The following is a 25,084-nucleotide window of genomic DNA, read 5'->3' on the forward strand; positions in this document are numbered from 1 at the left end:
GAAAATGAGCCGCCACCCTATGCCTGCGCCCGCCGGGACGCCAGACAGCAGGACAGCTATTTTGTACCCACACAAAGCGCATGAAAAAGGCCGGGCTTACCACCCGGCCTCTCATCACTCATCTGCAAGGTGCAGATCAGATGTGGATCACCCGGTCAAAGGCATCCAGCACGCTTTCATGCATCATCTCCGACAGGGTCGGATGCGGGAAGACGGTGTTCATCAGGTCTTCTTCGGTGGTTTCCAGCTGACGCCCGACCACATAGCCCTGGATCAGCTCGGTGACTTCAGCACCCACCATATGCGCGCCCAAGAGCTCGCCGGTTTTCTCGTCGAACACGGTCTTTACCATGCCCTCGGCCTCGCCCAGGGCAATCGCCTTGCCGTTGCCGATAAAGGGGAAACGGCCCACTTTGACCTTGTAGCCCAGCTCCTTGGCCTTGGCTTCGGTATAGCCGACCGAGGCCACCTGCGGGTGACAATAGGTACAGCCCGCGATGCTCTCGGGTTTCACCGGATGGGCGTGCTTACCGGCGATCAGCTCGGCCACCATCACGCCCTCATGGCTCGCCTTATGCGCCAGCCACGGCGCGCCGGCGATATCGCCAATGGCATAGACGCCGTCGATACCGGTGCGGCAGTATTCATCGGTGATCACATGAGTGCGGTCGATCTTGACGCCCAGTTCCTCCAGCCCGAGACCCTCGGTATTGCCGACGATGCCGACCGCAGAAATCACCGTGTCAAACTCGTGTTTCTCGACCTTGCCGCCCACCTCGATATGGGCGGTGACCTTGCCGGAGGCACGATCAAGCTGTTTGACCATCGCCTTTTGCATGATCTTCATGCCTTGTTTCTCGAACGCCTTCTTGGCGAATTTCGAGATTTCCTCGTCCTCCACCGGCAAGACGCGATCCATCACCTCGACCACGGTCGTATCCGACCCCAAGGTGTTGTAGAAGCTGGCAAATTCGATACCGATCGCGCCGGAGCCGATCACCAGCAGCTTTTTCGGCATCCGCTTGGGGTCGAGCGCGTGCTTATAGGTCCAGACCAGATCGCCATCGGCCTCCAGCCCGGGCAGTTCACGCGCCCGCGCGCCGGTGGCGACGATGATGTTCTTGCCGGTCAGCTCCTCGGTGCCCTTGTCGGTTTTGACCGAAACCTTGCCCTTGGCAGGGATCGAGGCCGCGCCCATCACGACGTCGATCTTGTGCTTTTTCAGCAGACCTTTGACGCCCGCCGAGAGTTGCTTGGCCACGCCGCGCGAGCGTTTCACCACCGCGTTCAGGTCGTAGCCGATGTTCTCGGCCTTGAGGCCAAAATCCTTCGCGCGCTCCATCAGGTGGAACACCTCTGACGACCGCAACAGAGCCTTGGTCGGGATGCAGCCCCAGTTCAGGCAGATGCCGCCCAGGTGTTCGCGCTCGACCACGCAGGTCTTGAGACCGAGCTGCGCGGCCCGGATTGCGGCGACATAGCCACCGGGGCCTGCGCCGATTACGATCACGTCATAGGATGCTGCGGCCATTGTGTTCCCTCATGAACAAAGATCCAAAACTAGTTTACCGTTAAACTAATTTTCCGCGCGCTGCAACAACCGAAGCCGCCCTGTCCGGACGCGGCGCGGAGGATCGCGCAAAACCGCCCCGACCCTAACAAGCGCTGACAGGTGGGCAACAGAAAAATCCCCGACCGGCAGCTCTGCTCTGACGCTTGGCCAGGCGGGGCTCTTCCCTGGTGCCGGGGCGTCGCAAGACGGCCCCAGCCGGTCGCCGGCGGCGCTTGGTGCGCGCGATCCTGGCGCCTAGGCTGACGGGATCACGACACGTTCAAACACAGGAGACCGCCATGACCCGAGATTTCAAGGAAGCAGAACACGCCGTCCTGTGCTGGCTGGCCACGGTGGGGGCCGACAATCGCCCCAATGTCTCGCCCAAGGAAATCTACGCCGATCTGGACCCGGATCGGCTGGTCATCGCCGACATCGCCTCGGGTGGCAGCGTGCGCAACATCCGCGCCAATCCGGCGGTCTGCGTCAGCCTGATCGACGTGTTCCTGCAACGCGGGCACAAGATCGAGGGCACGGCAGAGGTCCTTGCCCCCAAGGCGCCCGGCTTTGCCGAACTGGCGGCGCCCTTGCTGGCGATGACCGGCGATGCGTTTCCGATCCGTCATGTGATCTCGGTCAATGTCACCCGCCGCGCGCCGATCCTGGCGCCGAGTTACCTGTTCCATCCCGACCGCAGCGAAGCCGAGCTGCGCGCGGATGCCCATCGCACCTATGGGGTGCGCCCCCTGTCGGAGTGACCCGCCGCCAAGAGGCACTGTGGCCCGGCCCCGGCCATGACGGCAGGCGCTGCACAAAAAAGGCCCCGCCAATCTGGCAGGGCCTTGGGACTTCGCGCGGCACTGTGCGGTCGCGGGAAGTGTCAGGCCATGGCCTGCATGTCGCGCACGGTGGAGCCATAGCCCCCGGCGCTGACGTAATCCAGTTCCGGCGCGGTGCTGTGGCGATGCAGCGCCTCGTTGCGATAGGGAAAGCGGCCAAACAGGCGTATCACCTCGCGATGCGCGCGCGCATGCAGCAGGTTTTCGGCGCCGGTCTTCTCCAGTCGCTCGTGGATCAGCCGCACGCAGCGCTCCTGATCGCACAGGCTCTCAGAATGCATCATCGGCAGGTAGAAGAACTGGCGCGCCGGTTCGTCGATCTTGAGATCCCACTTGCGGTCCACAGCCGCCTTGGCCGCAGCCAGCGCCGCCTGATCGGAGGAGAACGCCTTGCCCTCGCCCCGGAACATGTTGCGCGGGAACTGGTCCATCAGGATGATATAGGCCAGCGCGCCGCTGGGATAGGTCAGCCAGAACGAGTAACTGCCCTCGCAGGCCTTGGTCCAGCTGTCCTCGAACCGCTCGCGGATCTGTGCATCCAGCGCGTCGTCTTGGCGATACCAGCCCTGCTCGCCGACATCGTCGAGCCAGAATTCCAGTATCTCTTCAGGGCGTGCCATTGGTCTTTCTCCACCGGCTGTAAAAATAACGTAACATCCCATGATGAGCCTGATTCACCGGTCGAGCACAAGTGACGTTAGGTTACAAATACGACCTTCAGAGTCACTTTTGTGATCTGAAGGTCGCATTTTGGGCATGGTGGCGCTATCAGCCTGTGGAAGCGGCGTTTTCTTGCTCTTCCAGCTCGGTTTCGATGGCGTACTCCTGGGCGAACTCGACCGCGACCGAGGTCGCCGTCGGGCTCATCACCGGCATCACGCCGGTCTCTTCGACCGGGACGGTTGCCCGCTGCGTCGAGCGATAGGCGGCATAGAACACCAGCGCGCCCAGCAGCACCGCCATGAACAGGAAGAAGCCGTTGGGGCCGATCACCGAGTCCGACATCAGCCAACCGATGATGAGCGGGCCGGAGGACGCGCCCAGACCGTTGATGAACACCAGCCCGCCGGAGGCCGCCGCCATGTCGTCATGCTCCAGGTAGTCGTTGGTATGCGCCAGCAGCAGCGAGTAGAGCGGATTGACCAGCCCGCCGATGACAAAGGCCGAGGTCAGCAGCAGCGCAAAAGAGCCGCCGAGGATCATCGCCATGATCGAGGCCGCGCTGGCGGTGCCGGCGACAAAGATGATCAGCACCCGGCGTTCCATCCGGTCCGAGATCCAGCCCAGCGGGAATTGCAGGAACAGCGCGCCGACAAAGAAGCTCGCCGTGAACATGGAGATCTGATAGGTCTCCAGCCCCACCGAGGTGGCGTAAACCGCCGCCATGCCGAACTGGGCCGAGAACACGCCGCCCAGCAGGAACATGCCGACACAGCCCAGCGGCGAGGCCTCCATCAGCTCGCGCAGGGTCATCCGCTTGGCGGTGTCAAAGGCTGGGGTCGGCGAGATCGACAGCAGAATGGGGGCAAAGGAAATCGAAACCGCGATCGAGGCGATGACAAAGGGCAGATAACCCGCCGGATCCCCGATCAGGATGAAACCCTGTGCTGCCACCAGCCCCAGCGTCATCACCACCATATAGAGCGAGAGCGCCTTGCCCCGGTTCTGGTTGTCGGCGGCATTGTTGAGCCAGCTTTCGGCGGTCACATACACGCCCGAGAAGCAGAACCCCACCACGATCCGGCCAATGATCCAGACGATCGGGTTGGGGATCGCCGGATAGATCACCATCACCGCCGAAATCAGCGAGGCCAGCGCGGCAAACACCCGCACATGGCCGACGCGGCGGATCATGCCCGGCGCCATCCAGGACCCGATCAGCAGGCCCACGAAGTAGCCCGCGACGATCAGGGACATCATGAACTCGCTATAGCCCTCGATGTCCCCCCGCACCCCCAGGAGCGTCCCCTGAAGGCCGTTGCCCAGCATGAGCAATCCGATACCCAGCAGCAGCGCCCAGGCGCTCGACAGAACTTGAAACATGTCGTTTCGTCTCCTTCGGTCTTTGTCAGGAGCCCGCCGGCACAGCGCCGGACGAGAGAGATTGTTAGGAAACCCCGGCACGCGGCCATCAGGCGGGGCAATCGAAAAATGCGGCGCGATCGGCGCCGCAAAGGGTCAGTTATGATCCGTTTTGACGCGCCATGGCCCGGCAAATCCGACTCGCACTGGTCTTGTGGCGACCTTCCCACAGTGACCGGGCCGGTCAACCCCCCGCCTGCTCTGTCTGTGGCCGGCTGTGGTGGGGCGGATCACCGGAACGGGCCCGCGGGCCCTCGCGCGCGGCCTAGGGGATCAGCAGCGAGGCATCGCCGTAGGAAAAGAACCGATAGCGCTCGGTCACCGCATGGTCATAGACCCGCCGCATCCGCTCCTGCCCCATCAGCGCCGAGACCAGCATCAGCAGCGTCGACTTCGGCAGGTGGAAATTGGTCATCAGCGCATCGGTCACATGGAAGGTGAAGCCGGGATAGATAAAGATATCGGTCTCCCCCTCCCAAGGCGCGATCGCGCCGCTGTCGCGCGCCGCGCTCTCGATCAGCCGCAGCGCCGTGGTGCCGACCGGGATCACCCGCTTGCCCGCGGCCTTGGTGGCGGCGATTTCGGCGGCGGCCTGTTTGGTCACCTGCCCCCATTCGGCGTGCATCTTGTGGGTGGTGACGTCCTCGACCTTGACCGGCAGGAAGGTGCCCGCGCCCACATGCAGGGTGACATAGGTGAAATCCACGCCCCTGGCCGCCAGCGCCGTCAGCAGTGGCTCGTCGAAATGCAGGCTCGCCGTCGGAGCGGCAACGGCACCGGAGCTGCGCGCCCAGACGGTCTGGTAATCGGTCTTGTCCTGCTCGTCGGCTGCGCGCTTGGCGGCGATATAGGGCGGCAGCGGCATCGCCCCGGCCTCTGCCAGCGCGGCGTCGAAATCCTCGCCCACCAGATTGAACCGCAACCGGCCCTGGCCGTCGACCACCTCGACCAGCTCGGCCGACAGCCGATCGCCAAAGCGCACAACCTCGCCCGGCTTGATCTTCTTCAGCGGCTTCAGCAGCGCCGCCCAGCAGCCATCCGCCTGCGGCTCCAGCAAGGTGACCTCGATCCGCGCCGACACCGGGCCTTGTGCCGAGTCGCGATGGCGCTGACCGCTCAGCCGCGCCGGGATCACCTTGGTGTCATTCAGCACCAGCCGGTCGCCGGGCGCGATCCATTGCAGCAGGTCGGTCACCCGTGCATCGGTGATCCGGTCCTGTTGCGCCACCAGCAGCCGTGCCGAAGAGCGCGGCGACGCAGGGCGCGTGGCGATCAGCTCTTCCGGCAGGTCAAAGTCAAAATCACTCAGTTTCATGACCGGCGCGATACTGCGCGCCCGCGGGAAAGTCCATGCTCCACAGCCGCCCCGGGCGCGGTTTTTGCGCCGGTGCGACGGGCGCCTAGCGGTTCTCGTTGCGGCGCTTGCGTTCCTGGCGCAACTCCTCGGCCGAGACCTCGGGTTCCAGCGGCGCTTCGCCCGGGGCGGTGGGCTGGGCGCCGCGAAACACTTCGCGCAGGAAGCCCGGCGCGATCCCCGACAGCGGGTTGACAGATACCCGGGGATCATCGGCCTCGCCCTTCAGCGTGAAGGAAAAGCCAAACAGCCCTTCGCCCTTGCGGGTGAGCACGCTGCCGATGGCGTTGACCATGTAGATCGGCGACAGCACGCCGCGCATATTCATGCGGCTGGTGGCGAGATCATAGACCCCATCGAGCGACAGGCCGATCGAGGGGCCCACCGCAGAAGAGCTGTTGAGCGTCAGATAGCGCGAGCCGAGGCGGAAATCGGCCTCCACCGAGGTGAACAGAATGCCCTGCCCAGACAATTCGTCAAACAGCCCCACCAGGCTGAGCGAGTTGATCAGCGCGGCGATCGCCGGGGCGCGTTTGATGCGGATGTTGCTGACCCGCACCTGGCCGTTGTAGGCGCCGGATTGCTGCGCCGGGATCAGCGTCATCTCGAAACTGCCGCCATAGCCATGGCGCATCACCCCCGCGGCCCGGAACACGCCTCCGGCATCCTCCGAGCGCACGCGCATCGCCATGCCGCCCGCCTGCGGCACCACCACGCCCTCGACCGGGGTCAGCGTGTTGAGGTTGCCGGTAAAGGCGCCGTTGAAGCCACCCCGGGTGTCGAACCGGCCCTGGAACCGGGACAGCGCGATCTCATCCGTCACCTGCAACCGGTCCAGCGCCAGCGTCATCGGCGTATCGCCCCCCGATCCGCCACCGCTGCCGCCGGACCCGCTGTTGAACGGCGCTCGGCGCAGGTCGATCCGCCCGCCGGTCATCGCCAGCGCCGGCGGCGCGCCCGCGCGGCCGGTCAGCGTCACCGGCCCCTGCAACCAGTCCCCCAACGTGACCGAGGAGAACTCCGCCCGGTCGAGCCCGCCCGCCGCATTCACCGTCATCCGGCCCTCGGCCCGCAGTCCCGCCGCCTGCAGCCGCAGGTCCTCCACCGACGGGGTGTCGTCCAGCACGGTGGAGAAGGCCAACAGCCCCGCCGCGCCTTCCGGTTTGGACCAGGCCAGCTCCGGCAGGCGCAAGCCGATGCCCTGGAGGTTGCTCTCCACCGCCACTTGCACCGGCGCACCGGGGGGCAGTGTCACGGTGAAACCGGCACTGCCACGGCCGCGCAGCATCCCCTCCGGCAGGCCGATCTCCAGCGCCTCCAGCGTCTCGGAGGACAGTTCCATCTCGCCGGTTATGGTGCCGTCGGGCGGGTTTCCGGGCCGCAGCCCCTGATGCCAGCGCGCGGTGATCGGCACCCCGGAAAATTGCCCGGGTCCAGAAACCTCCACATGCGTGTTGTCACCCGAAATCGCCAGCTCTGCCGCCGCCACCGCATGACCGGGCACCAGAACGGTGCTGCGCACGTCACGCAACCGCCCGACATAGTGATACTCCACCTGCGCCACATCGACGTTTTTCTTCAGGGGCATCGCGGCGGTGGCATTGACCTCGACACGGCCCTCGCCCAGCTCCACCGGCAGCCCGACATTGTCGAGCACGGTCAGCGGTTCGCGATTGAGCAGCGACAGCACCGCCTGCGCATTGCCCCTAGCCTGCGCGCGCAGGATCCCGAGGCTGTCATCGCCCTTCTGCGCGGTGTCGGGAATGATGAACGACGATCCGGCCAGATCCATCCGCCCGCCCTGGCGCGCGGTAACCCAGCCCTCGGTCGCGGTGGCCACCAGCCGGTTGCCATAGATGCTGAGCTGACCCGACGCCTGTTCCAGCTCCGGATAGAACTTGTTGAACCGCACGCGCCCCTGCTCAAACCCGAGATCCACCGCGATAAAGGGTTTTTCCGCATCCCGCCCGCGCAACGCAAACTGTGCGTCATGGATGTGGCCGGACAGCACGTTTTCGACAAACCATTGCCGGGGTTTGGGCGGGGCCGATGGCGGCCACATCTGCTTGACCATCTCCACACCAAAGCGATCCGCCGTGCCCTGAAGGTCATAGTTCCAGCCCTTGTCGCCCGCCCTCACATCTCCGTTCAGCAGCAAGTCGGTCTCGCCCTGCTGCACCAGCATTTCCCCCAGCCGCAGGCGAAACGGCGCCAGCTCCATCAGGAAATCGGCCCGCACACCGGAAAAGGACAGCGGCTCCGGATACAGCCGCAGCGGATTGATCTTCATGTCGCTGAATTGCAGCTGGCCCACCAGTTCCGTCAGCTGGCCATCGCGGACCCCGACCAGCTCGGCCCGGCCCTCCATCTGCCCGCTGACCCAGCCGCTCTCGACCGACAGGCGGGAGAATTGCAGCTCCTGCGTCTGCGGGGTGAAGGTGAAGAAGCTCTGCGCCGACTGGATCGGAACCGGTTTCAGTGTCTCGCTGGGCTGGATCACCCCGGTGCCGATTTCAAGGCTGGCCTGCAACGGCAGCAGGCTGCCCTCGCTGTCGACCGCCCCGCGCAGCGCCCCGGAAATCGGCGCGCGCAGCACGTCGAGCCAGCCGAACGCCGGGCTTTGGCTGGCCACATCGGCGCTGGGCACCTGATCGACCACAACCGCGAATTCCGCCGCCGTATCCCCAATGTCGGACCGATAGTTCGCCTCTACCGTGCTGGCATATTCCCGCCCGCTCAGGATGGAGAACCCGGCCTCGATGTCGACACTGTCACCGGCACGCGACAACAGGATGGTGCCGCCATCCAGCGTCCAGGCCCGGTCGATCCGCCGATCCACATAGCTGAGGGTCACCGCCTGGGTCTCGACCCGGGTGAGTGCGGACAGGATCGGCAGTTCCAGCTGCCGGTCCCAGGCGTCGATCAGCTGCGGCAGGTTGCGGGCCTGGCGAAACGGGGTCGCGGCATCGGAAAAACTGACCGCAACGGCGCCGCCGCTGTCGCGTTGCAGGGTGGCAAACAGGCCCGAGAGCGAAATCACCTTGGGCCGCACCTGCCCGCGCAGCAAAGGCCGCATCGCCAGCGCCGCCTGCGCGTCCTCGAGCTGCAGCGCCGGGCTGCCATCCGGGTAGTACAGCGTGACATCGCTGAGCGACAACCGCGGCCGCCAGCCCCGACGCACCACCAGCTCGATGGTGCCAAATTCGATCTGCAATCCGCCCAGCTGCGCCTCAATCCGCGCCTCGGCCTCCGCCCGCAGCCACTCCGGCGCGCCGATGCGGCGATCCAGCAGCCAGGTCGTCGCCACCGCCACCAGCGCCAACGCCAGCACCAGCCAGGCCAGGCCGCCCCGCAGACGCCGCAACAGACGCCGGCGCCGTGCCTGCTTTCGATCCGACGGCGTCACGAATTGCGGCAGGTCCTCCTGCGGCGGTGCGACGATCTCTGGTTTCTCTTCGCCTGACATGATCTATGTTTGGCTCGTACCCGCTTTGCAGCTTGAACGACACCCTATGGAGACCCAAAACATGCTCGAACCCTCTGACCTTGCCCCGGCCTTCACCCTGCCCCGTGATGGCGGCGGCGAAGTCTCCCTTGCGGACCTGAAGGGCCAGGCCGTTGTCCTGTTTTTCTATCCCCGCGATGATACGCCGGGATGCACCAAGGAATCCATCGGATTCTCCGAGCATCTGCCGGCCTTTGCCGATGCCGGCGCCGCGGTGTTCGGCATTTCCCGGGATACGGTGACCAAACACGACAAATTCGTCGCCAAACACGGTCTGACCGTGCCGCTCCTGTCCGACGCCGACAGCACCATGTGCGAGGACTATGGCGTCTGGGTGGAAAAGAACATGTACGGCCGCAAGAGCATGGGCATCGAACGCTCGACCTTCCTCATCGACGGCGACGGAAAAATCGCCCGCATCTGGCGCAAGGTCAAAGTGCCCGGCCACGTCGAAGAGGTGCTGGAGGCGGTCAAAACCCTGTAATCCCCCACACCGGGCGCAGGGGAGGCTCCCGCCCCTTTTGCGGCGCGGCAAAGCCACCCCCAAAAGCGTTGGGCCGGGCGGGGCCGCGCCGCAGGCGCGGCCCCCCCTCCCGCGATTTGCACAGCAAAGCGCAAAACCTCCAGCCCCGAGCCCGATGTTTCGCTCCGGAGCCGCCCATCACCTGCCTCTGTCACGCCACGGCCAGGGCTGAGACGCAAGAAAAATCGCCGAGGGCCCCCGCCCGACGGGTGGGGAGACGGCTATTTTCCTTGCGGGGCGGACCTGGCGGTGGCAGGGGGCAGATCAGGTGAGGGGCAGATCCGGAGCGCTTTCGCTCTGGTGAGCCCTGATCCCACTCGCCACTCGCACCGCCACACGCGCCGCGCCCCGTGCCATATCCACGACGCCAAACCGACGGACCCATGACCCACACCCCCCTCACCCTCGCCCAGATGGCCACCGACGTGCTCACTTGCGCCGACGGGCGCGCCAAGACTGCCCTGTCGCACAAATACGCCGCCGCATGGCGCGCCTCCCGCGCCGGCGACGCACCCGAGATCGCCGTCGGTAGCGCCACCCCGCCAATGCATCCGGCCCGCCCCACGGAACCCGAGCTGCTGCACCCTCGCGACGTGCCAAAGCGCAAACCCGGCACCCCGCAGGGCCGGATCGCGCTCTTGCATGCGGTGGCCCATATCGAACTCAACGCCGTCGACCTGCACTGGGACATCATCGCCCGCTTCACCCATGTCCCGATGCCGCTTGGGTTCTACGATGACTGGGTGAAATCCGCAGATGAGGAATCCAAGCATTTCAACCTGATGTGCGATTGCCTGGAAAGCCTTGGCAGCCACTATGGCGCCCTGCCCGCCCATGCCGGCATGTGGCGCGCCGCCGAGGATACCGTGGACGATCTGATGGGCCGCCTGGCCGTGGTGCCGATGGTGCTGGAAGCCCGCGGGCTGGATGTGACCCCGGGCATGATCGAGATCTTCCGCAAGGCGGGTGTGCAAGAGGCGCTCGACGCGCTGGAGATCATCTATGCCGAAGAGGTCGGCCATGTGGCCTATGGCGCCAAATGGTTCAATTTCCTCTGCGGGCGCGACAACCTCGACCCAAAGGCCGAATTCCACGCATTGGTGCAGAAATATTTCCACGGTGCGCTCAAGCCGCCCTTCAACGAGGAAAAACGCGCCGACGCGGGCCTGCCGCCGGATTTCTACTGGCCGCTCGCGGATGGGGAAGCACCGGCCTACGCGCGCTGACCCGACGGCACCGCGCCATCCCCGGCCCTGCGACCGCCCCGGACGACCCGCACAAGAGGAATAGCCGCCTCCGCAATATCGCAATGCGCGAAAATCCGGGTCAAACCGGCCCATATCGGCAGTTTTCTGCCCAAGGCCAAGGAAATGCGCGACAGAAGCGCCATACGGACGGAACAGGGTTGCTGAATGGCCACAGTCTGGCTATTCCATCTTGCCAAGGCAGGTTGCAATACATCTCCGGGAGGCAGGAGAGAGCAACCGCAAAGGGATGGCACAAGGATATCGGGCTTGCGCGGCGGACTACACCTACGGATTCACGCATTTCTGGAGCGCCGGTTCCCCGAGCGCCGGGTTTTCCTCAAATCCGACACCGACACCCGGTTCATACGACTGAGCTCGGAAACCCAGATCCTGACCGTGGCGGGGCTGACGCTGTTTGTGTCCTGGGCCATTGTCGCCACCGCCATCGTGCTGATGGACAGCATCGGCTCCGGCAACTTCCGCGATCAGGCGCGCCGCGACCAGCAGGTCTATCAGGAGCGCCTGAACGCGCTGTCGACCGAACGCGACCGCCGCGCCGAAGAGGCGCTGGCCGCACAGGACCGCTTCAACGCCGCGCTCGAACAGATCTCCACCATGCAGTCGGAGCTGCTGGCCTCCGAAACCCGCCGCCGCGAGCTGGAAACCGGCATCGACATCATCCAGTCCAACCTGCGCCAGACCATTCGCGAGCGCGAGATCCTGAAACGCACGGTGCTGGACCTGCGCGAACAGACCGCGCCCGACAGCCCCGAACAGGTGCTGGCCGCCACCGCGCCCGAGCAACTGGATTTCCTCACCACCGCCCTGGCCGAGACCGCCGCCGAACGGGACCAGATCGAATCCGACGCCCGCTCTGCCCTGGCTCAACGCGACGATCTGGAACTGGAACTGCGCCTGGCCGCGCAGCGCAACGACCAGATCTTCCGCCAGCTGGAGGAGGCGATGGCGATCTCGGTCGAGCCGCTGAACAAGATGTTCTCCTCCGCCGGCCTGCCGCCGGATCGCATTCTCGAACAGGTGCGCCGGGGCTATAACGGCGAAGGCGGCCCGCTGGAGCCCCTGTCCCTGTCCACCCGCGGCGAGGAGCCCAGCCCCGATGAGCTGCGCGCCAATGCGCTGCTCAATCAGATGAGCCAGCTGAACCTCTACCGGATTGCCGCCGCCCAGGCGCCCTTCTCGGTGCCGGTGAATCTCGGTCAGGTGCGTCAGAGCTCCGGGTTTGGTTATCGCCGCGACCCCAAGACCGGCGGGCGCAGGCTGCATAAAGGCTCCGATTTCGCTGGCGGCACCGGCACCGACATCTTTGCCACCGCCGACGGTGTGGTCACCCATGCGGGCTGGCAATCCGGCTATGGCCGGCTTGTGAAAATCCAGCATGCCTTTGGCATCGAAACCAGATATGCCCATAACTCCAACATCCGTGTGAAGGTCGGTCAAAGGGTCTCGCGCGGGGATCACATTGCTGATATGGGTAACACCGGACGGTCCACCGGGACCCACCTCCATTACGAGGTCAGGGTCAATGGCAAACCCGTAAACCCCATGATCTATATCAAGGCTGCGAGAAATGTTTTCTAAGAGCAAAATCAACGAGCCCGGCCCGAAACAAGCCGAGACTCCAACGGCGACCCCGGCCTCCAGCCCGGCGCCCTCCTCGTCGAGCAGCGCATCCACCGGCGCCAGCGACTACAGCAAGCCCGCCGCGCCCAAGGCAAAGCCCGCGGCCTCGCTGCTGAGCTCGGATCTGCACATCACCGGCAATGTCAAAACCACCGGTGACATCCAGGTCGAAGGCACCGTCGAAGGCGACATCCGCGCCCATCTTCTGACCATTGGCGAGACCGCCACCATCAAGGGTGAGATCACCGCGGACGACGTGGTCATCAACGGCCGCATCGTCGGTCGCGTGCGCGGTCTGAAGGTACGCCTGACCTCCACCGCGCGGGTCGAGGGTGACATCATCCACAAGACCATCGCGATCGAGTCCGGCGCTCATTTCGAAGGCTCCGTGCAGCGTCAGGATGACCCCCTCAGCCCCGGCAAAGCCGCCTCCAAGGCACCGGCCCAGCCCGCCGCCGCGCCGGCCAAGGCCGAAGGCTGACCTCCGCCTGCGCAGCGGCGCAGGCCCAATAGCAGAACGACAAAGCGCCGGTCCACGCCGGCGCTTTTCTGTTTCTCATCGAGATCACCGCAAAACGAGTTCCTTGACCTCTCCGCAATTGCAACCGAAGCTAATATCGTTAGCAAGGGAGATGCAGGTATGGTTGAATTTTCTCAGCTCGTAGATGAACTATCGGGCCGGTCCAAGATCGCGGAACGCCAAGCCCTCACCGAAGAAGCAACCAAGACATCTGTCATCCTGCCCCTGTTACAGGCTTGGGGGTTTGATATTTTCAATCCCAGCGAAGTAATTCCAGAATTTGTCGCAGACGTCGGCACAAAAAAGGGCGAAAAGGTCGATTTCGCCGTGAAAATAGATGGCAAGATCGCCATGCTCGTGGAAGCGAAACCGATCACCTCAAAGCTGGGCGATGCCCAATACAGTCAGCTCTTTCGGTATTTTTCCGTAACCGAAGCCCGTCTCGCTCTGCTTACGAACGGCCGCGAAGCCTGGTTTTTCTCGGATACCGATGCACCGAACAAAATGGACAAGAGGCCATTCTTCAAGTTTGATTTTCAAGCCTATGACTCGGATCAAATCGAGGAACTCGCCCGTTTTCGAAAACAGAAATTCGCCATCGAACAAATCATCGAAGCCGCATCAACTCTGAAATATACCAGAGCGGCACCGAACTATCTCAAATCCCAACTTGAAGATCCCGATGATGAATTTATCCGCTTGATCGGGCGGCAGATATACGACGGCTCGATAACCAAAAATGTGGCCGAACAACTCAAGCCCGCAGTTCAGTCCGCCCTTGACGAGCTAATCCGTGACCGAATTCAGGATCGGCTCTCCATCACGTTCAACAGCAAGGCGGCCAATGCCCCCGCAGAGGAAGCGTCGCAGCCCGCTCCAGTGGAAGACGACGATGGCATTGTCACCACTGAGGAGGAGAAAGAGGCGCATCGTATCATCCGCGCGATCGGCGCGCGGGTTGTAAACGTTCAGCGCATCGCCATGAGGGACGCAAAGAGCTACTGTGCGATTTTGATGGACGATAACAACCGCCGCCCGATCTGCCGGTTGTACTTCAACGCAGCCAAGAGCAAATCCATCGTGATCTTCGATGCAGACAAGAACGAGACCAAACATAAGATCGAGATGATCGAAGACCTTTATCAGCATGCGTCCGCGATCGAGGCGGTCATTCGGTCCTACGGCGAATAGCCGAACATAAGTTCGGTACGCGCCCCCGCCGCGCGCCAGCGCGGCGCCCCGCCCAAAGGCCGCTGCCGTGCCCGGCGACAGCCGGGGACCCGGCGGACACGGGAGCGCGCCCTTCACCCCAGAACTCCAGCCACAACCACAGCCCGGAGCAAACAAAAAGCCCCGCAGCATCATACTGCGGGGCTTTGGTATTCCTTTGCCGCCAGCACCTTACTCGGTGACGGTGACCTTGGTCATCACATCAGGCTTACCGGTGATGGCACCGGACCGCGGATGGCCGCGTTTGATCTGATCCACCACATTCATGCCCTCGGTGACACGGCCCACAACGGTATATTGACCGTTCAGGAAGTGACCTTCGTCGAACATGATGAAGAACTGCGAGTTGCCGCTGTCGGGATCTTGCGACCGCGCCATGCCGACAACGCCGCGATCAAACGGCAGCTCGGAGAATTCCGCCGCCAGATCCGGACGGTCGGACCCGCCGGTGCCCGCATAGCGCATGTCCGATCCCAGACGACCGTTTTCCACGTCGCCGGTTTGCGCCATGAAGCCGTCGATCACCCGGTGAAACACCACACCGTCATACTGCCCTTCACCGGCCAGCGCAGTGATCTGCTCCACGTGCTTCGGGGCCACATCTTCCAGAAGGTCGATCACGATGGTGCCATTGGCCTCCCCCTCGACCTGGATTTCCAGACCAGTGGCAAACGCAGGCGACGCGGCCAGAAAGGCCAGTGCGCTCAGGTGCTTAAGCATCGGCGGCCACCTTGACCGAGATCATCCGGTCCGGGTTCGCAGGCGGCTCGCCACGGGTGATCGCATCCACATGCTCCATACCCTCGATGACACGGCCATAAACGGTGTACTGACGGTTGAGGAAGTGATTGTCCTTGAAGTTGATAAAGAACTGCGAGTTGGCGGAGTTCGGGTTCGACGAGCGCGCCGCGCCCAGCGTGCCACGGTCATGCGGCACACCGGAGAATTCCGCCGGCAGGTCTTTCTTGTCGGACCCACCGGTGCCGGCCCGGCCCAGGTTGAAGCCGTCTTCCATGTCGCCATGCTGCACGTCGCCGGTCTGCGCCATGAAACCGTCGATCACCCGGTGAAAGGCCACGTTGTCGTACTGGCCTTCGCGCGCCAGTTCCTTCATCCGGTCACAATGCATCGGCGCCACGTCGGGCAGCAGCTCGATGACGACATTGCCGTCCTTCAGCTCGACGATGATGGTGTTTTCGGGATCCTTGATCTCGGCCATGAGGCCCTCCTGTCACATTCGTATTGCCGGAATACCTAAAGTCCATGCCCCCGCTTGCCAAGGGAACAATGCACCGGCACGCACCGGTCGGCGGGATCGCGGCAGGGCGACGACGTGGCAGCCCATTGACTGAGGCGCAGAAACACAGGACACAGGCGCAAGACTTTGACTTTTCTGCACCTGCACCCCGCGCAGGCGCGCCCGATACCAAAGAGGAGCCGGACATGGGCTGGAAGACACTCGACGACATGGAGCTTGAAGGCAAAACCGTTCTGACCCGCGTGGACATCAACGTCCCGATGGAGGACGGCAAGGTCACCGATGACACCCGCATCCGCCGTCTGGTGCCGACCATCTCCGACCTCCTGGCCAAGGGTGCAAAACCCGTGCTGCTGGCGCATTTCGGCCGCCCCAAGGGTCAGGTGGTGCCGGAAATGTCGCTGCAACCGCTCGTTCCCGCGCTGGAGGCCACCTTTGGTGCCCCGGTGGTCTTTGTCGCCGATTGCCGTGGCCCCGCTGCCGAGGCTGCCGTTGCCGCCCTGCAACCGGGCCAGATCCTGCTGCTGGAAAACACCCGCTTTCACGCCGGCGAAGAAAAGAACGACGCCGACCTCGCGGCGGAAATGGCAAAGCTCGGCGATATCTACTGCAATGATGCGTTCTCTGCCGCCCACCGCGCCCATGCCTCGACCGAGGCGCTGGCGCGTCTGCTGCCCGCCTGCGCGGGTCGCCTGATGGAGGCGGAACTGAAGGCGCTCGAAGGTTCGCTTGCCACGCCCGAGCGCCCCGTGACAGCGGTTGTCGGTGGCGCCAAGGTCTCCACCAAGCTGGACCTGCTGGGCAATCTGGTCGCCAAGGTCGACACGCTGGTGATCGGCGGCGGCATGGCCAATACCTTCCTCGCGGCACAGGGCATCGACGTCGGCAAATCGCTCTGCGAACACGATATGACTGGCACCGCCAAGGAGATCATGGCCCGCGCCGAGGCCGCCGGCTGCACCATTCTCTTGCCCTCCGACGTGGTGGTGGCGCGCGAGTTCAAGGCCGGTGCCGAGAATGAAACCGTTCCCGCCGATGCCTGCCCGTCTGATGCGATGATCCTCGACGCCGGTCCCGCATCGGTTGCCGCCATCGCCGCCGTATTTGCCGACAGCAAGACCCTGATCTGGAACGGCCCGCTGGGCGCTTTTGAGATCGCGCCCTTCGATATGGCCACCAACACCGCCGCGCAAAAGGCCGCCGACTGCACCAAGGCGGGCACGCTGGTCTCCGTCGCAGGGGGCGGCGACACCGTGGCGGCACTCAATCAGGCCGGCGCGGCAGAGGCGTTCAGCTATATCTCCACCGCTGGCGGCGCCTTTCTGGAGTGGATGGAAGGCAAGGTCCTGCCCGGCGTTGCGGCGCTGGAGGGCTGATCCCCGCCGCGGCCGCAGCCGCCACGGCCACCGCAACCCTGACGACCGGCACGCACCTCCTGCGTGCCGGTTTTTTACGCAGTGACGAGAGTTTACAAACCGTTTCTTTACGTCTGTGGCGGTAGCCTGCGATCAGGCCGGGCCCTTCTGCCCGCCGGAATACGACAGGTCCCCACTTCATGAGACATTTCTCCATCCGCACCCAGGTGTTCCTCTTTGCCGGTGCCTTTATCGCCATGCTGCTGGCGCTCTCGGCGATTTCCTGGATCAACAACCAGCGTCTGACCAATGCCATCCAGAATACCAATCTGGGCACCGCCCAGCTCAAGAGCCTGGATGACATCAAGGAAGACACCGAACAGGGGCTGGCGGATCTTCTGTCCTATGCGCTTGGCGCGCCGGACGGGCTGACCCGGCTGCGGGGCAACCTCGACGAAATCCGCGCCGAGCTGGACCTGGCCGAAGGTCGCTTTGACACCGTGACCGCCGAGATGCGCAATCCGACCGTCTTTGCCGCGATGATGGACCTCAACGCGGTGCTGGATCGGATCACGGCCCGCCTCCCCGATCTCGAATCCGCCCCCGCCGACACCCGCGGTACCATGGCGCAGGATGCGGTGGTGCCGCTGCTGGCGGAGCTGCGCGACAGCGTCGACCAGATGCAGGAGGCGATCCAGACCCGCAACGTGCAGATCCAGCAAGACCTCCGCACGCTGATCGCAAACAGCCAGCTCATTCAGGCCATCAGCAGCGCCACGGCGGCCCTCGTGGCAGTGGCGGTGGCCCTCGCCTTCGGGCGCCATCTGAGCCAGCCGGTGGCCCGGGCCGCAGCCAGCATTCAGGCGCTCAGCGATCAGGACTACGAGACGGAGATTTCCGGCACCGACCGGGGTGACGAACTGGGCAGGATTGCCCGCAACCTGCAGGACCTGCGCGCGCGACTGGCCGCGGCAGAGGCGGCCTCACAGGCCAGCGAGACCGAGAACGCCCGCCGGGTCGCCCTGTTCGAAACCCTTGGCGCAGCGATGAGCGGCCTGAAACAGGGCCATCTGGACCAGGAAATCCCCGCCGGTGACTGGTCCGATCTCGGCCCCAGCTACACCGCGCTGTGCGAGGATTTCAACGGCCTCGCCCTATCGCTGGCCGATCTGGTCGCGCAACTCAGCCAGAGCTCTTCTGTCGTCGAACAGAACGCCCGCGAAATGGAACGGATGTCCGACCAGATGTCCCAGCGTGCCGAAACCCAGGCCGCCACACTGGAGGAAAGCGCCGCCGCGCTGGAGGAAATGTCGGCCTCGGTGCAGTCCAGCGCCGAACAGGCCCAGGCCGCCGACCGCGAGGTCGAAGAAGGCCGCCGTCGCGCCGAACAGGGCGGCGAGGTCATGGCCCAGGCACGCGAGGCAATGACCTCGATCGCCTCCTATTCCGAACAGATCAGCCAGATCATCACCTCGATCGACGACATCGCCTTTCAGACCAGCCTGCTGGCGCTGAACGCCGGCGTCGAGGCCGCCCGCGCGGGCGAAGCCGGGCGCGGGTTTGCCGTGGTCGCCTCCGAAGTGCGCGGCCTGGCCCTGAAGGCCGCCAAATCCGCCAGCGAGATCAAGGAGCTGGTGCAGGAAAGCTCGACCCAGGTCAGCGAGGGCGAACGTCTGGTCGAAGCCACGTCAGAGACCCTGAACCGCATCGTCGAAAGCGTCACCAACGTCTCCGGCATGGTCTCCGCCATCGCCAGCTCCTCCGGGGAGCAGGCGGCAGGCATCAAGGAGATCAACATCGGTGTGGCCCAGCTCGACACGGTGACCCAGGAAAACGCCGCGATGGTGCAGCAGACCTACAGCGCCAGCCAGGAGATGCGCAGCCAGGCCAGCCGCCTCAGCGATCTGTTGCAGGGGTTCACTGGCGGCCAAGCCGACGACACGCCAACGGGAGAGGCCCGCGCGGCCTGAGCCTGCGCACGGGTCGCGCATTGCTCCTGAGCGCCACACCGGCGCAATGTCGCAAACACCTGTAGGTGCGGCGCTGGCGCGCTGATCTTGCGGCAGATTGCTGTCCTAAGTGTCCGGGGGGGGTCGCCGCCTGAGGCGGTCCCCCGTGCAACACTTGGGGTGCTGAGATGATCAACATGCTGGCCTCTGTCTGGGCGCTCCTTGCCGGCGTGGTGCTGATCATGCTCGGCAACGGGATGCACTTCACCCTCATGGGCCTGCGCGGCGGGATGGAGGGGTTCTCCTCCGCTGAACTGTCGATCATCACCTCCGGGTATTTCCTCGGTTTCCTGTCCGGCGCCCGGTTTTCACCGATCCTGATCCAGCGCGTGGGACATGTGCGGGTCTTTGCGGCACTGGGCAGCTTCATCTCCGCGGCGCTGATCGCCTTTACGCTCTGGGCAGAACCCTGGACCTGGACGATCCTGCGCGTGGTCATCGGGTTCTGCATGTCGGGCATCTATGTGGTTGCGGAAAGCTGGCTCAACAATGCCACCTCGAACGAGAACCGCGGCAAGATGCTCTCGGCCTATATGCTGGCGCAGACGCTTGGCATCATCGGCGCGCAGGGCCTGTTGACGCTGGGCGACGCCGGCAATGCGGCGCTGTTTATCGGGGCCTCGATTCTGGTGTCGATCTCCTTTGCGCCGATCCTGCTGTCGATCCAGCCCGCGCCCATGGTCGATGTCGCCAAACCCTGCGGTCTCAAGGACCTGTTCAACGCCTCGCCGCTGGGCACGGTCGGTATCTTTCTCCTGGGCAGCATCTACGCCAGCCAGTCGGGCATGGGGGCCGTGTTTGGCAGCGAGATCGGCCTCAGCGCCAATCAGATCGCATTGTTCGTGGCGATGCTGTTTGGCGGGGCGATGCTGATGCAGGTCCCGATCGGCTGGCTGTCCGACCGCATCGACCGGCGCAAGGTGATTTGCGGCACCGCGTTCCTGGGGGCCGCCGCCTGCGGGCTGGGATGGATCGCGCAGAGCCCGCCAGCCTGGCTCAGCCTCGATCCGGCCGTGCCGATCATGGCGGCGGCCTTTCTTGCCGGGGCATGACAACGCCGCTTTATGCGCTGTTTCTGGCCTACACCAACGACAATGTGCCGGTGGCGGACATGCCGGCGATTTCCGGGGGGCTGGTGTTCACCTTCGGGCTGGGGGCCATTCTGGGGCCGCTTGCCGTGGGGCTGGCCATGGATGTGCTTGGCCCGTTTGCCTTCTGGATCGTGCTGGGCGGCACGTTTCTGGCGATCACGGTCTATGCGCTCTACCGGATGTCGCAGACCGAGGCGACGCCGGCGTCGGAAACCGACGCCTATGTGAACCTGGTGCCCACGACTTCGATCGTTGCGGTGGAGGACGCCACCACCTAGGCGGCCGAAAACGCGGAGGCCGAGTAGGACCACGGCAACCCGCTGCACAGGCGGGCCTGCCACAGGTCGGAGGTCTCCGCTCTCCCGGACTGTCCCGCGTTTGCGACACCTCGAAACGTTAACCCTTTTGGGAATTCACAGGCCTCGGTGCCTGTGCCATAAGGGCGTCAGACGCCGGGCAAACCGGCGCGCCCCGAGCATTGCAGTACAGGCATCATCCACGTGACGCGAAAATCCTCGCCCTCCTTGGGCACTTTGCTGTTCTTCGCCGCGGCGTTCCTGCTGAGCGCCTATTTCACCTTTGCCGCCGTGCAGGGCGATTTTGGCCTGTTCCGGCGTGTCGAGATCCAGGCCGAGGCCGATGGGCTCAAACAGGATCTCGCCCGGCTGCAACAAGACATCGCGCGGATGGAAAACCTGACCCGCAGGTTGTCGGATGACTATCTCGACCTCGACCTGCTGGACGAACAGGCCCGCTCCGTTCTGGGTCTGGCCCGTTCGGACGAAATCATCATCGACTGATCCGCCCTACGGCGCCCTGACCGTAACCGTGACCGTTGCGGGCGCCGGGCTTGATTTCCGGTGCCGCAGTCGGCACCCTGCCCCGGATATCTCTGACTGTCCTTTTCGGGTCCGCACTGCCTGCGGCGTCCGGCGGAGCACAGCCGGATCAGACCCGGCGTCACATTATTCCTCGCAACAGCGGGAAAAATGCTCTATGAGATAGTTTAGTGTTAAACTACCTTAGCTTTAGGGGGAGCCTGCCATTATGGCCGCAAGAAAAAGCGCTCAGAAATCAAACGTTTCCGCCGAAGAACTGACAACCTACTACCGCGAGATGCTGTTGATCCGGCGATTCGAGGAAAAGGCCGGTCAGCTTTACGGCATGGGCCTCATTGGCGGCTTCTGCCACCTTTATATCGGTCAGGAAGCGGTGGTTGTCGGACTGGAGGCTGCGGCCGAGGACGGCGACAAACGCGTCACATCCTACCGTGACCACGGCCACATGCTGGCCTGCGGCATGGACCCGGACGGGGTGATGGCCGAGTTGACCGGTCGCGAGGGCGGCTATTCCAAGGGCAAGGGCGGCTCCATGCATATGTTCTCCAAGGAGAAACATTTCTATGGCGGCCATGGCATCGTCGGCGCGCAGGTGCCGCTGGGTGCGGGCCTTGCGTTTTCCGACAAATACAAAGGCAACGACCGCGTGACCTTCACCTATTTCGGCGATGGCGCGGCGAACCAGGGTCAGGTCTATGAGACCTACAACATGGCACAGCTCTGGGATCTGCCGGTGGTCTTTGTGATCGAGAACAACCAATACGCCATGGGCACCTCCGTGCAGCGCTCGACCAAATCCCCGGCGCTGTGGAAACGCGGCGAGGCCTATGGCATCGCGGGCGAAGAAGTGGATGGCATGAACGTGCTGGCGGTCAAAGAAGCCGGCGAGCGCGCCGTCGCCCACTGCCGCGCCGGCAAGGGCCCCTATATCCTCGAGGTCAAAACCTACCGCTACCGTGGCCACTCCATGTCGGACCCGGCAAAATACCGGACCCGCGAAGAAGTGCAGAAGATGCGCGAAGAGCGTGACCCCATCGAGCAGGTCCGCGAAATGCTGCTGACCGGCAAGCATGCCACCGAAGAAGACCTCAAGGCGATCGACAAGGAAATCAAGGATATCGTCAACAAATCCGCCGATTTCGCCAAAGAAAGCCCCGAGCCCGCGCTTGATGAGCTTTGGACCGATATTTACGCCGACGACATTCCGCAGAAAAGCGCCTGAGGGAGAGACCAAGACTATGGCAACTGAAATTCTGATGCCCGCCCTGTCGCCGACCATGGAGGAAGGCACGCTGGCCAAATGGCTGGTCAAGGAAGGCGATACCGTGAACTCCGGCGATATTCTTGCCGAGATCGAAACCGACAAGGCCACCATGGAATTCGAGGCTGTCGACGAAGGCATCGTCGGCAAGATCCTCATCGACGAAGGCAGCGAGGGCGTGAAGGTGAACACCCCCATCGCGATCCTCGTGGAAGAGGGCGAAAGCGTGGAGGATGCTGTCGCATCCGCACCTGCGGCGGGCGGAGAAGCGCCAGCCGCCGAGGCTCCTGCGGAGCCCGCGCCGACCGTCGCTGCTGCCGCGGCCCCGGCTGCGCCCGAGGTGGATGACAGCCCCGATTACCCCGAAGGCACCGAGGTGGTCAGCCAGACTGTCCGCGAAGCCCTACGCGACGCCATGGCCGAAGAGATGCGGGGCAATGAAGACGTCTTTGTCATGGGTGAGGAAGTCGCCGAATATGAAGGCGCTTACAAGATCACCCAGGGTCTCTTGGATGAGTTCGGCGCCAAACGCGTGATCGACACTCCGATCACCGAGCACGGCTTTGCCGGGATCGCCACCGGCGCGGCCTTTGGGGGCCTGCGCCCGATCGTGGAGTTCATGACCTTCAACTTCGCCATGCAGGCGATCGACCAGATCATCAACTCTGCGGCCAAGACGCTCTATATGTCCGGCGGTCAGATGGGCGCACCTATGGTGTTCCGTGGCCCCAACGGTGCAGCGGCACGTGTGGGCGCACAGCACAGCCAGGACTACGCTGCGTGGTACATGCAGATCCCGGGCCTCAAGGTGGCGATGCCCTACTCCGCCGCCGACGCCAAGGGCCTGCTGAAATCGGCGATCCGCGACCCGAACCCGGTGATCTTCCTCGAAAACGAGATCCTCTACGGCAAGTCGTTCGATGTGCCGAAGCTCGACGATTACACCGTGCCCTTCGGCAAGGCGAAAATCTGGCGCAAGGGTGACCATGTCACCATCGTGTCCTTCGGCATCGGCATGACCTACGCCCTGCAAGCGGCGGATAAGCTGGCCGAAGACGGCATCAACGCCGAGGTCATCGACCTGCGCACCCTGCGCCCGATGGACCTGCCCACCGTGATCAAATCGGTGATGAAGACCAACCGCCTGGTCACCGTCGAGGAAGGCTGGCCGCAGGGCTCCGTTGGCTCTTATATTGCCTCTGAGGTGATGCAACAGGCGTTCGACTATCTCGACGCGCCCGTGGTGACCTGCACCGGCAAGGACGTGCCGATGCCCTATGCTGCCAACCTTGAAAAACACGCGCTGATCACCACCGAAGAGGTGATCGAAGCCGTGAAACAAGTGACCTACCGCTAAGGAGAGCAAGGATGCCCACTGAAATTCTCATGCCCGCCCTCTCTCCCACCATGGAGGAAGGCACGCTGGCAAAATGGCTGGTCAAGGAGGGCGACACCGTCTCCTCCGGCGATCTCATTGCCGAGATCGAAACCGACAAAGCGACGATGGAATTCGAGGCCGTGGACGAAGGTGTCGTTGGCAAGATCCTGATCGCCGAGGGCTCTGAGGGGGTGAAGGTCAACACCCCCATCGCGGTCCTGCTGGAGGATGGTGAAAGCGCTGATGATATCGACACATCGGCGGCAACACCGGAAGCGGCCCCCGCCGCTGACGCGGCTCAGGAGGCGGCCTCCGAAGGAGGCTCCGACGCGGCCGCTGCCCCCGCCGCCGCAAGCGCAACCCCTGCCCCGGCAGCACCTGCTGCGGCAGATGGCTCGCGCATCTTTGCCTCGCCTCTGGCGCGTCGCATCGCCGCCGACAAGGGTCTCGACCTGAGCGCCATCAAAGGCTCCGGCCCGCGCGGACGCATCATCAAGGTCGATGTGGAAAACGCCACCGCCGCTCCGAAGGCAGAGGCCAAGGCCGCGCCTGCCGCCGCTCCGGCAGCTGCCGCCGCGCCTGCTGGCCCCTCCGCCGATGCGGTCGCCAAGATGTACGAGGGCCGCGACTACGAGGAAGTCAAACTCGACGGCATGCGCAAGACCATTGCCGCGCGCCTCACCGAGGCCAAGCAGACCATCCCGCATTTCTACCTGCGCCGCGACATCCAGCTCGACGCGCTGCTAAAATTCCGCTCCCAGCTCAACAAGCAGCTGGAGCCGCGGGGCGTCAAACTCTCGGTCAATGACTTCATCATCAAGGCCGTGGCGCTGGCGCTGCAATCGGTGCCCGACGCCAATGCGGTCTGGGCCGGGGATCGCGTCCTCAAGATGAAAGCTTCCGATGTGGCCGTTGCGGTCGCGATTGAGGGCGGTCTGTTCACGCCGGTGCTGCAAGATTCCGACATGAAGTCGCTCTCGGCGCTGTCGGCAGAGATGAAAGACCTCGCCACCCGCGCCCGCGACCGCAAGCTTGCACCGCATGAATACCAAGGCGGCTCCTTTGCAATCTCCAACCTCGGCATGTTCGGCATCGATAATTTCGACGCCATCGTGAACCCGCCGCATGCGGGCATTCTGGCCGTCGGCTCTGGCGTCAAGAAACCCGTGGTGGGCGCAGATGGCGAACTCACCGTCGCCACCGTGATGAGCGTCACCATGTCGGTCGATCACCGCGTCATCGACGGCGCGCTTGGCGCGGACCTCTTGAAGGCGATCGTCGACAATCTGGAAAACCCGATGGTGATGCTGGCCTGACAGGGCCGCGCCAACACCAGACAGGATTGCACGCCGGGCAGACACTGCCCGGCGTTTTTCGTTTGCCGGGACGGGGTCTGCCCG

Annotated in this window: 19 protein-coding genes and 1 pseudogene; 13 read left to right on the forward strand and 7 right to left on the reverse strand. The window is 64.1% G+C overall.

Going from position 1 to position 25,084, the window contains the following annotated elements:
* Nucleotides 1-136: 136 nt before the first annotated feature.
* Complete coding sequence (gene lpdA / locus ACXAF5_RS10840; protein ID WP_474946582.1) at nt 137-1,531, reverse strand: dihydrolipoyl dehydrogenase; 1,395 nt, start codon at nt 1,529-1,531, stop codon at nt 137-139.
* A gap of 320 nt (nt 1,532-1,851) precedes the next feature.
* Between lpdA and ACXAF5_RS10845 the strand changes: the two genes are divergently transcribed.
* Complete coding sequence (locus tag ACXAF5_RS10845; RefSeq protein ID WP_474946583.1) at nt 1,852-2,310, forward strand: pyridoxamine 5'-phosphate oxidase family protein; 459 nt, start codon at nt 1,852-1,854, stop codon at nt 2,308-2,310.
* Nucleotides 2,311-2,432: 122 nt separating this feature from the next.
* Here the strand turns inward: ACXAF5_RS10845 and ACXAF5_RS10850 are convergent, their stop codons facing one another.
* The 4 genes from ACXAF5_RS10850 to ACXAF5_RS10865 form a co-directional block, all read right to left on the reverse strand.
* A complete protein-coding gene (locus ACXAF5_RS10850; RefSeq protein WP_474946584.1) occupies nt 2,433-3,011 on the reverse strand; it encodes a DUF924 family protein in 579 nt (192 codons plus the stop codon).
* 148 nt (nt 3,012-3,159) lie between these two features.
* Nucleotides 3,160-4,434 carry an MFS transporter gene (locus ACXAF5_RS10855; RefSeq protein WP_474946585.1) on the reverse strand — a complete coding sequence of 425 codons (1,275 nt, stop codon included), beginning with the start codon at nt 4,432-4,434 and terminating at the stop codon, nt 3,160-3,162.
* Between the two features lie 304 nt (nt 4,435-4,738).
* Nucleotides 4,739-5,788: a tRNA preQ1(34) S-adenosylmethionine ribosyltransferase-isomerase QueA gene (gene queA, locus ACXAF5_RS10860; RefSeq protein ID WP_474946586.1), complete on the reverse strand. Its 1,050-nt coding sequence runs from the start codon at nt 5,786-5,788 to the stop codon at nt 4,739-4,741.
* 85 nt (nt 5,789-5,873) lie between these two features.
* Entirely contained in the window at nt 5,874-9,293 is a 3,420-nt protein-coding gene (locus ACXAF5_RS10865) for a YhdP family protein (RefSeq protein WP_474946587.1), read from the reverse strand.
* A 61-nt stretch (nt 9,294-9,354) separates the two neighbouring features.
* Here ACXAF5_RS10865 and ACXAF5_RS10870 point away from each other — a divergent pair, with 61 nt between their 5' ends.
* The 5 genes from ACXAF5_RS10870 to ACXAF5_RS10890 all read left to right on the forward strand — a co-directional run bounded on the left by ACXAF5_RS10870 (nt 9,355) and on the right by ACXAF5_RS10890 (nt 14,454).
* Nucleotides 9,355-9,816 carry a peroxiredoxin gene (locus ACXAF5_RS10870; protein WP_474946588.1) on the forward strand — a complete coding sequence of 154 codons (462 nt, stop codon included), beginning with the start codon at nt 9,355-9,357 and terminating at the stop codon, nt 9,814-9,816.
* 422 nt (nt 9,817-10,238) lie between these two features.
* Nucleotides 10,239-11,081 (forward strand): ferritin-like domain-containing protein, encoded by an 843-nt coding sequence (locus ACXAF5_RS10875; protein ID WP_474946589.1) that lies wholly within the window; start codon nt 10,239-10,241, stop codon nt 11,079-11,081.
* A 288-nt stretch (nt 11,082-11,369) separates the two neighbouring features.
* Nucleotides 11,370-12,701 carry a DUF5930 domain-containing protein gene (locus tag ACXAF5_RS10880; RefSeq protein WP_474946590.1) on the forward strand — a complete coding sequence of 444 codons (1,332 nt, stop codon included), beginning with the start codon at nt 11,370-11,372 and terminating at the stop codon, nt 12,699-12,701.
* A complete protein-coding gene (locus ACXAF5_RS10885) occupies nt 12,691-13,224 on the forward strand; it encodes a bactofilin family protein (RefSeq protein WP_239319820.1) in 534 nt (177 codons plus the stop codon). The genes ACXAF5_RS10880 and ACXAF5_RS10885 overlap by 11 nt, the downstream gene beginning before the upstream one ends.
* A 159-nt stretch (nt 13,225-13,383) precedes the next feature.
* Nucleotides 13,384-14,454: a type I restriction endonuclease gene (locus tag ACXAF5_RS10890; RefSeq protein WP_474946591.1), complete on the forward strand. Its 1,071-nt coding sequence runs from the start codon at nt 13,384-13,386 to the stop codon at nt 14,452-14,454.
* 210 nt (nt 14,455-14,664) lie between these two features.
* On the opposite strand, the gene ACXAF5_RS10895 is transcribed toward ACXAF5_RS10890, so the two are convergent.
* Both ACXAF5_RS10895 and ACXAF5_RS10900 read right to left on the reverse strand, forming a co-directional pair.
* Complete coding sequence (locus ACXAF5_RS10895) at nt 14,665-15,213, reverse strand: peptidylprolyl isomerase (RefSeq protein ID WP_474946592.1); 549 nt, start codon at nt 15,211-15,213, stop codon at nt 14,665-14,667.
* On the reverse strand, nt 15,206-15,712 hold the full coding sequence (locus ACXAF5_RS10900) for a peptidylprolyl isomerase (RefSeq protein WP_239319811.1): 507 nt from the start codon (nt 15,710-15,712) through the stop codon (nt 15,206-15,208). The genes ACXAF5_RS10895 and ACXAF5_RS10900 overlap by 8 nt, the downstream gene beginning before the upstream one ends.
* Before the next feature lie 224 nt (nt 15,713-15,936).
* On the opposite strand from ACXAF5_RS10900, the gene ACXAF5_RS10905 reads away from it, so the two are divergent.
* The 7 genes and pseudogenes from ACXAF5_RS10905 (at nt 15,937) to ACXAF5_RS10935 (ending at nt 25,000) form a co-directional block, all read left to right on the forward strand.
* Nucleotides 15,937-17,127, forward strand: coding sequence for a phosphoglycerate kinase (locus tag ACXAF5_RS10905; RefSeq protein WP_474946593.1), 1,191 nt, complete (start codon nt 15,937-15,939; stop codon nt 17,125-17,127).
* Between the two features lie 179 nt (nt 17,128-17,306).
* Complete coding sequence (locus ACXAF5_RS10910; RefSeq protein ID WP_239319805.1) at nt 17,307-19,076, forward strand: methyl-accepting chemotaxis protein; 1,770 nt, start codon at nt 17,307-17,309, stop codon at nt 19,074-19,076.
* A 167-nt stretch (nt 19,077-19,243) separates the two neighbouring features.
* Nucleotides 19,244-20,484, forward strand: a pseudogene (locus tag ACXAF5_RS10915) (MFS transporter).
* Between the two features lie 222 nt (nt 20,485-20,706).
* A complete protein-coding gene (locus ACXAF5_RS10920) occupies nt 20,707-21,006 on the forward strand; it encodes an FtsB family cell division protein (protein WP_474946594.1) in 300 nt (99 codons plus the stop codon).
* 247 nt (nt 21,007-21,253) lie between these two features.
* Complete coding sequence (gene pdhA, locus ACXAF5_RS10925) at nt 21,254-22,267, forward strand: pyruvate dehydrogenase (acetyl-transferring) E1 component subunit alpha (RefSeq protein WP_474946595.1); 1,014 nt, start codon at nt 21,254-21,256, stop codon at nt 22,265-22,267.
* Between the two features lie 16 nt (nt 22,268-22,283).
* Entirely contained in the window at nt 22,284-23,663 is a 1,380-nt protein-coding gene (locus ACXAF5_RS10930; RefSeq protein ID WP_474946596.1) for a pyruvate dehydrogenase complex E1 component subunit beta, read from the forward strand.
* 11 nt (nt 23,664-23,674) lie between these two features.
* Nucleotides 23,675-25,000: a pyruvate dehydrogenase complex dihydrolipoamide acetyltransferase gene (locus ACXAF5_RS10935; protein ID WP_474946597.1), complete on the forward strand. Its 1,326-nt coding sequence runs from the start codon at nt 23,675-23,677 to the stop codon at nt 24,998-25,000.
* The last annotated feature ends 84 nt before the right edge of the window (nt 25,001-25,084 follow it).

It is taken from the genome of Epibacterium sp. ABV4_022, from assembly GCF_056159345.1.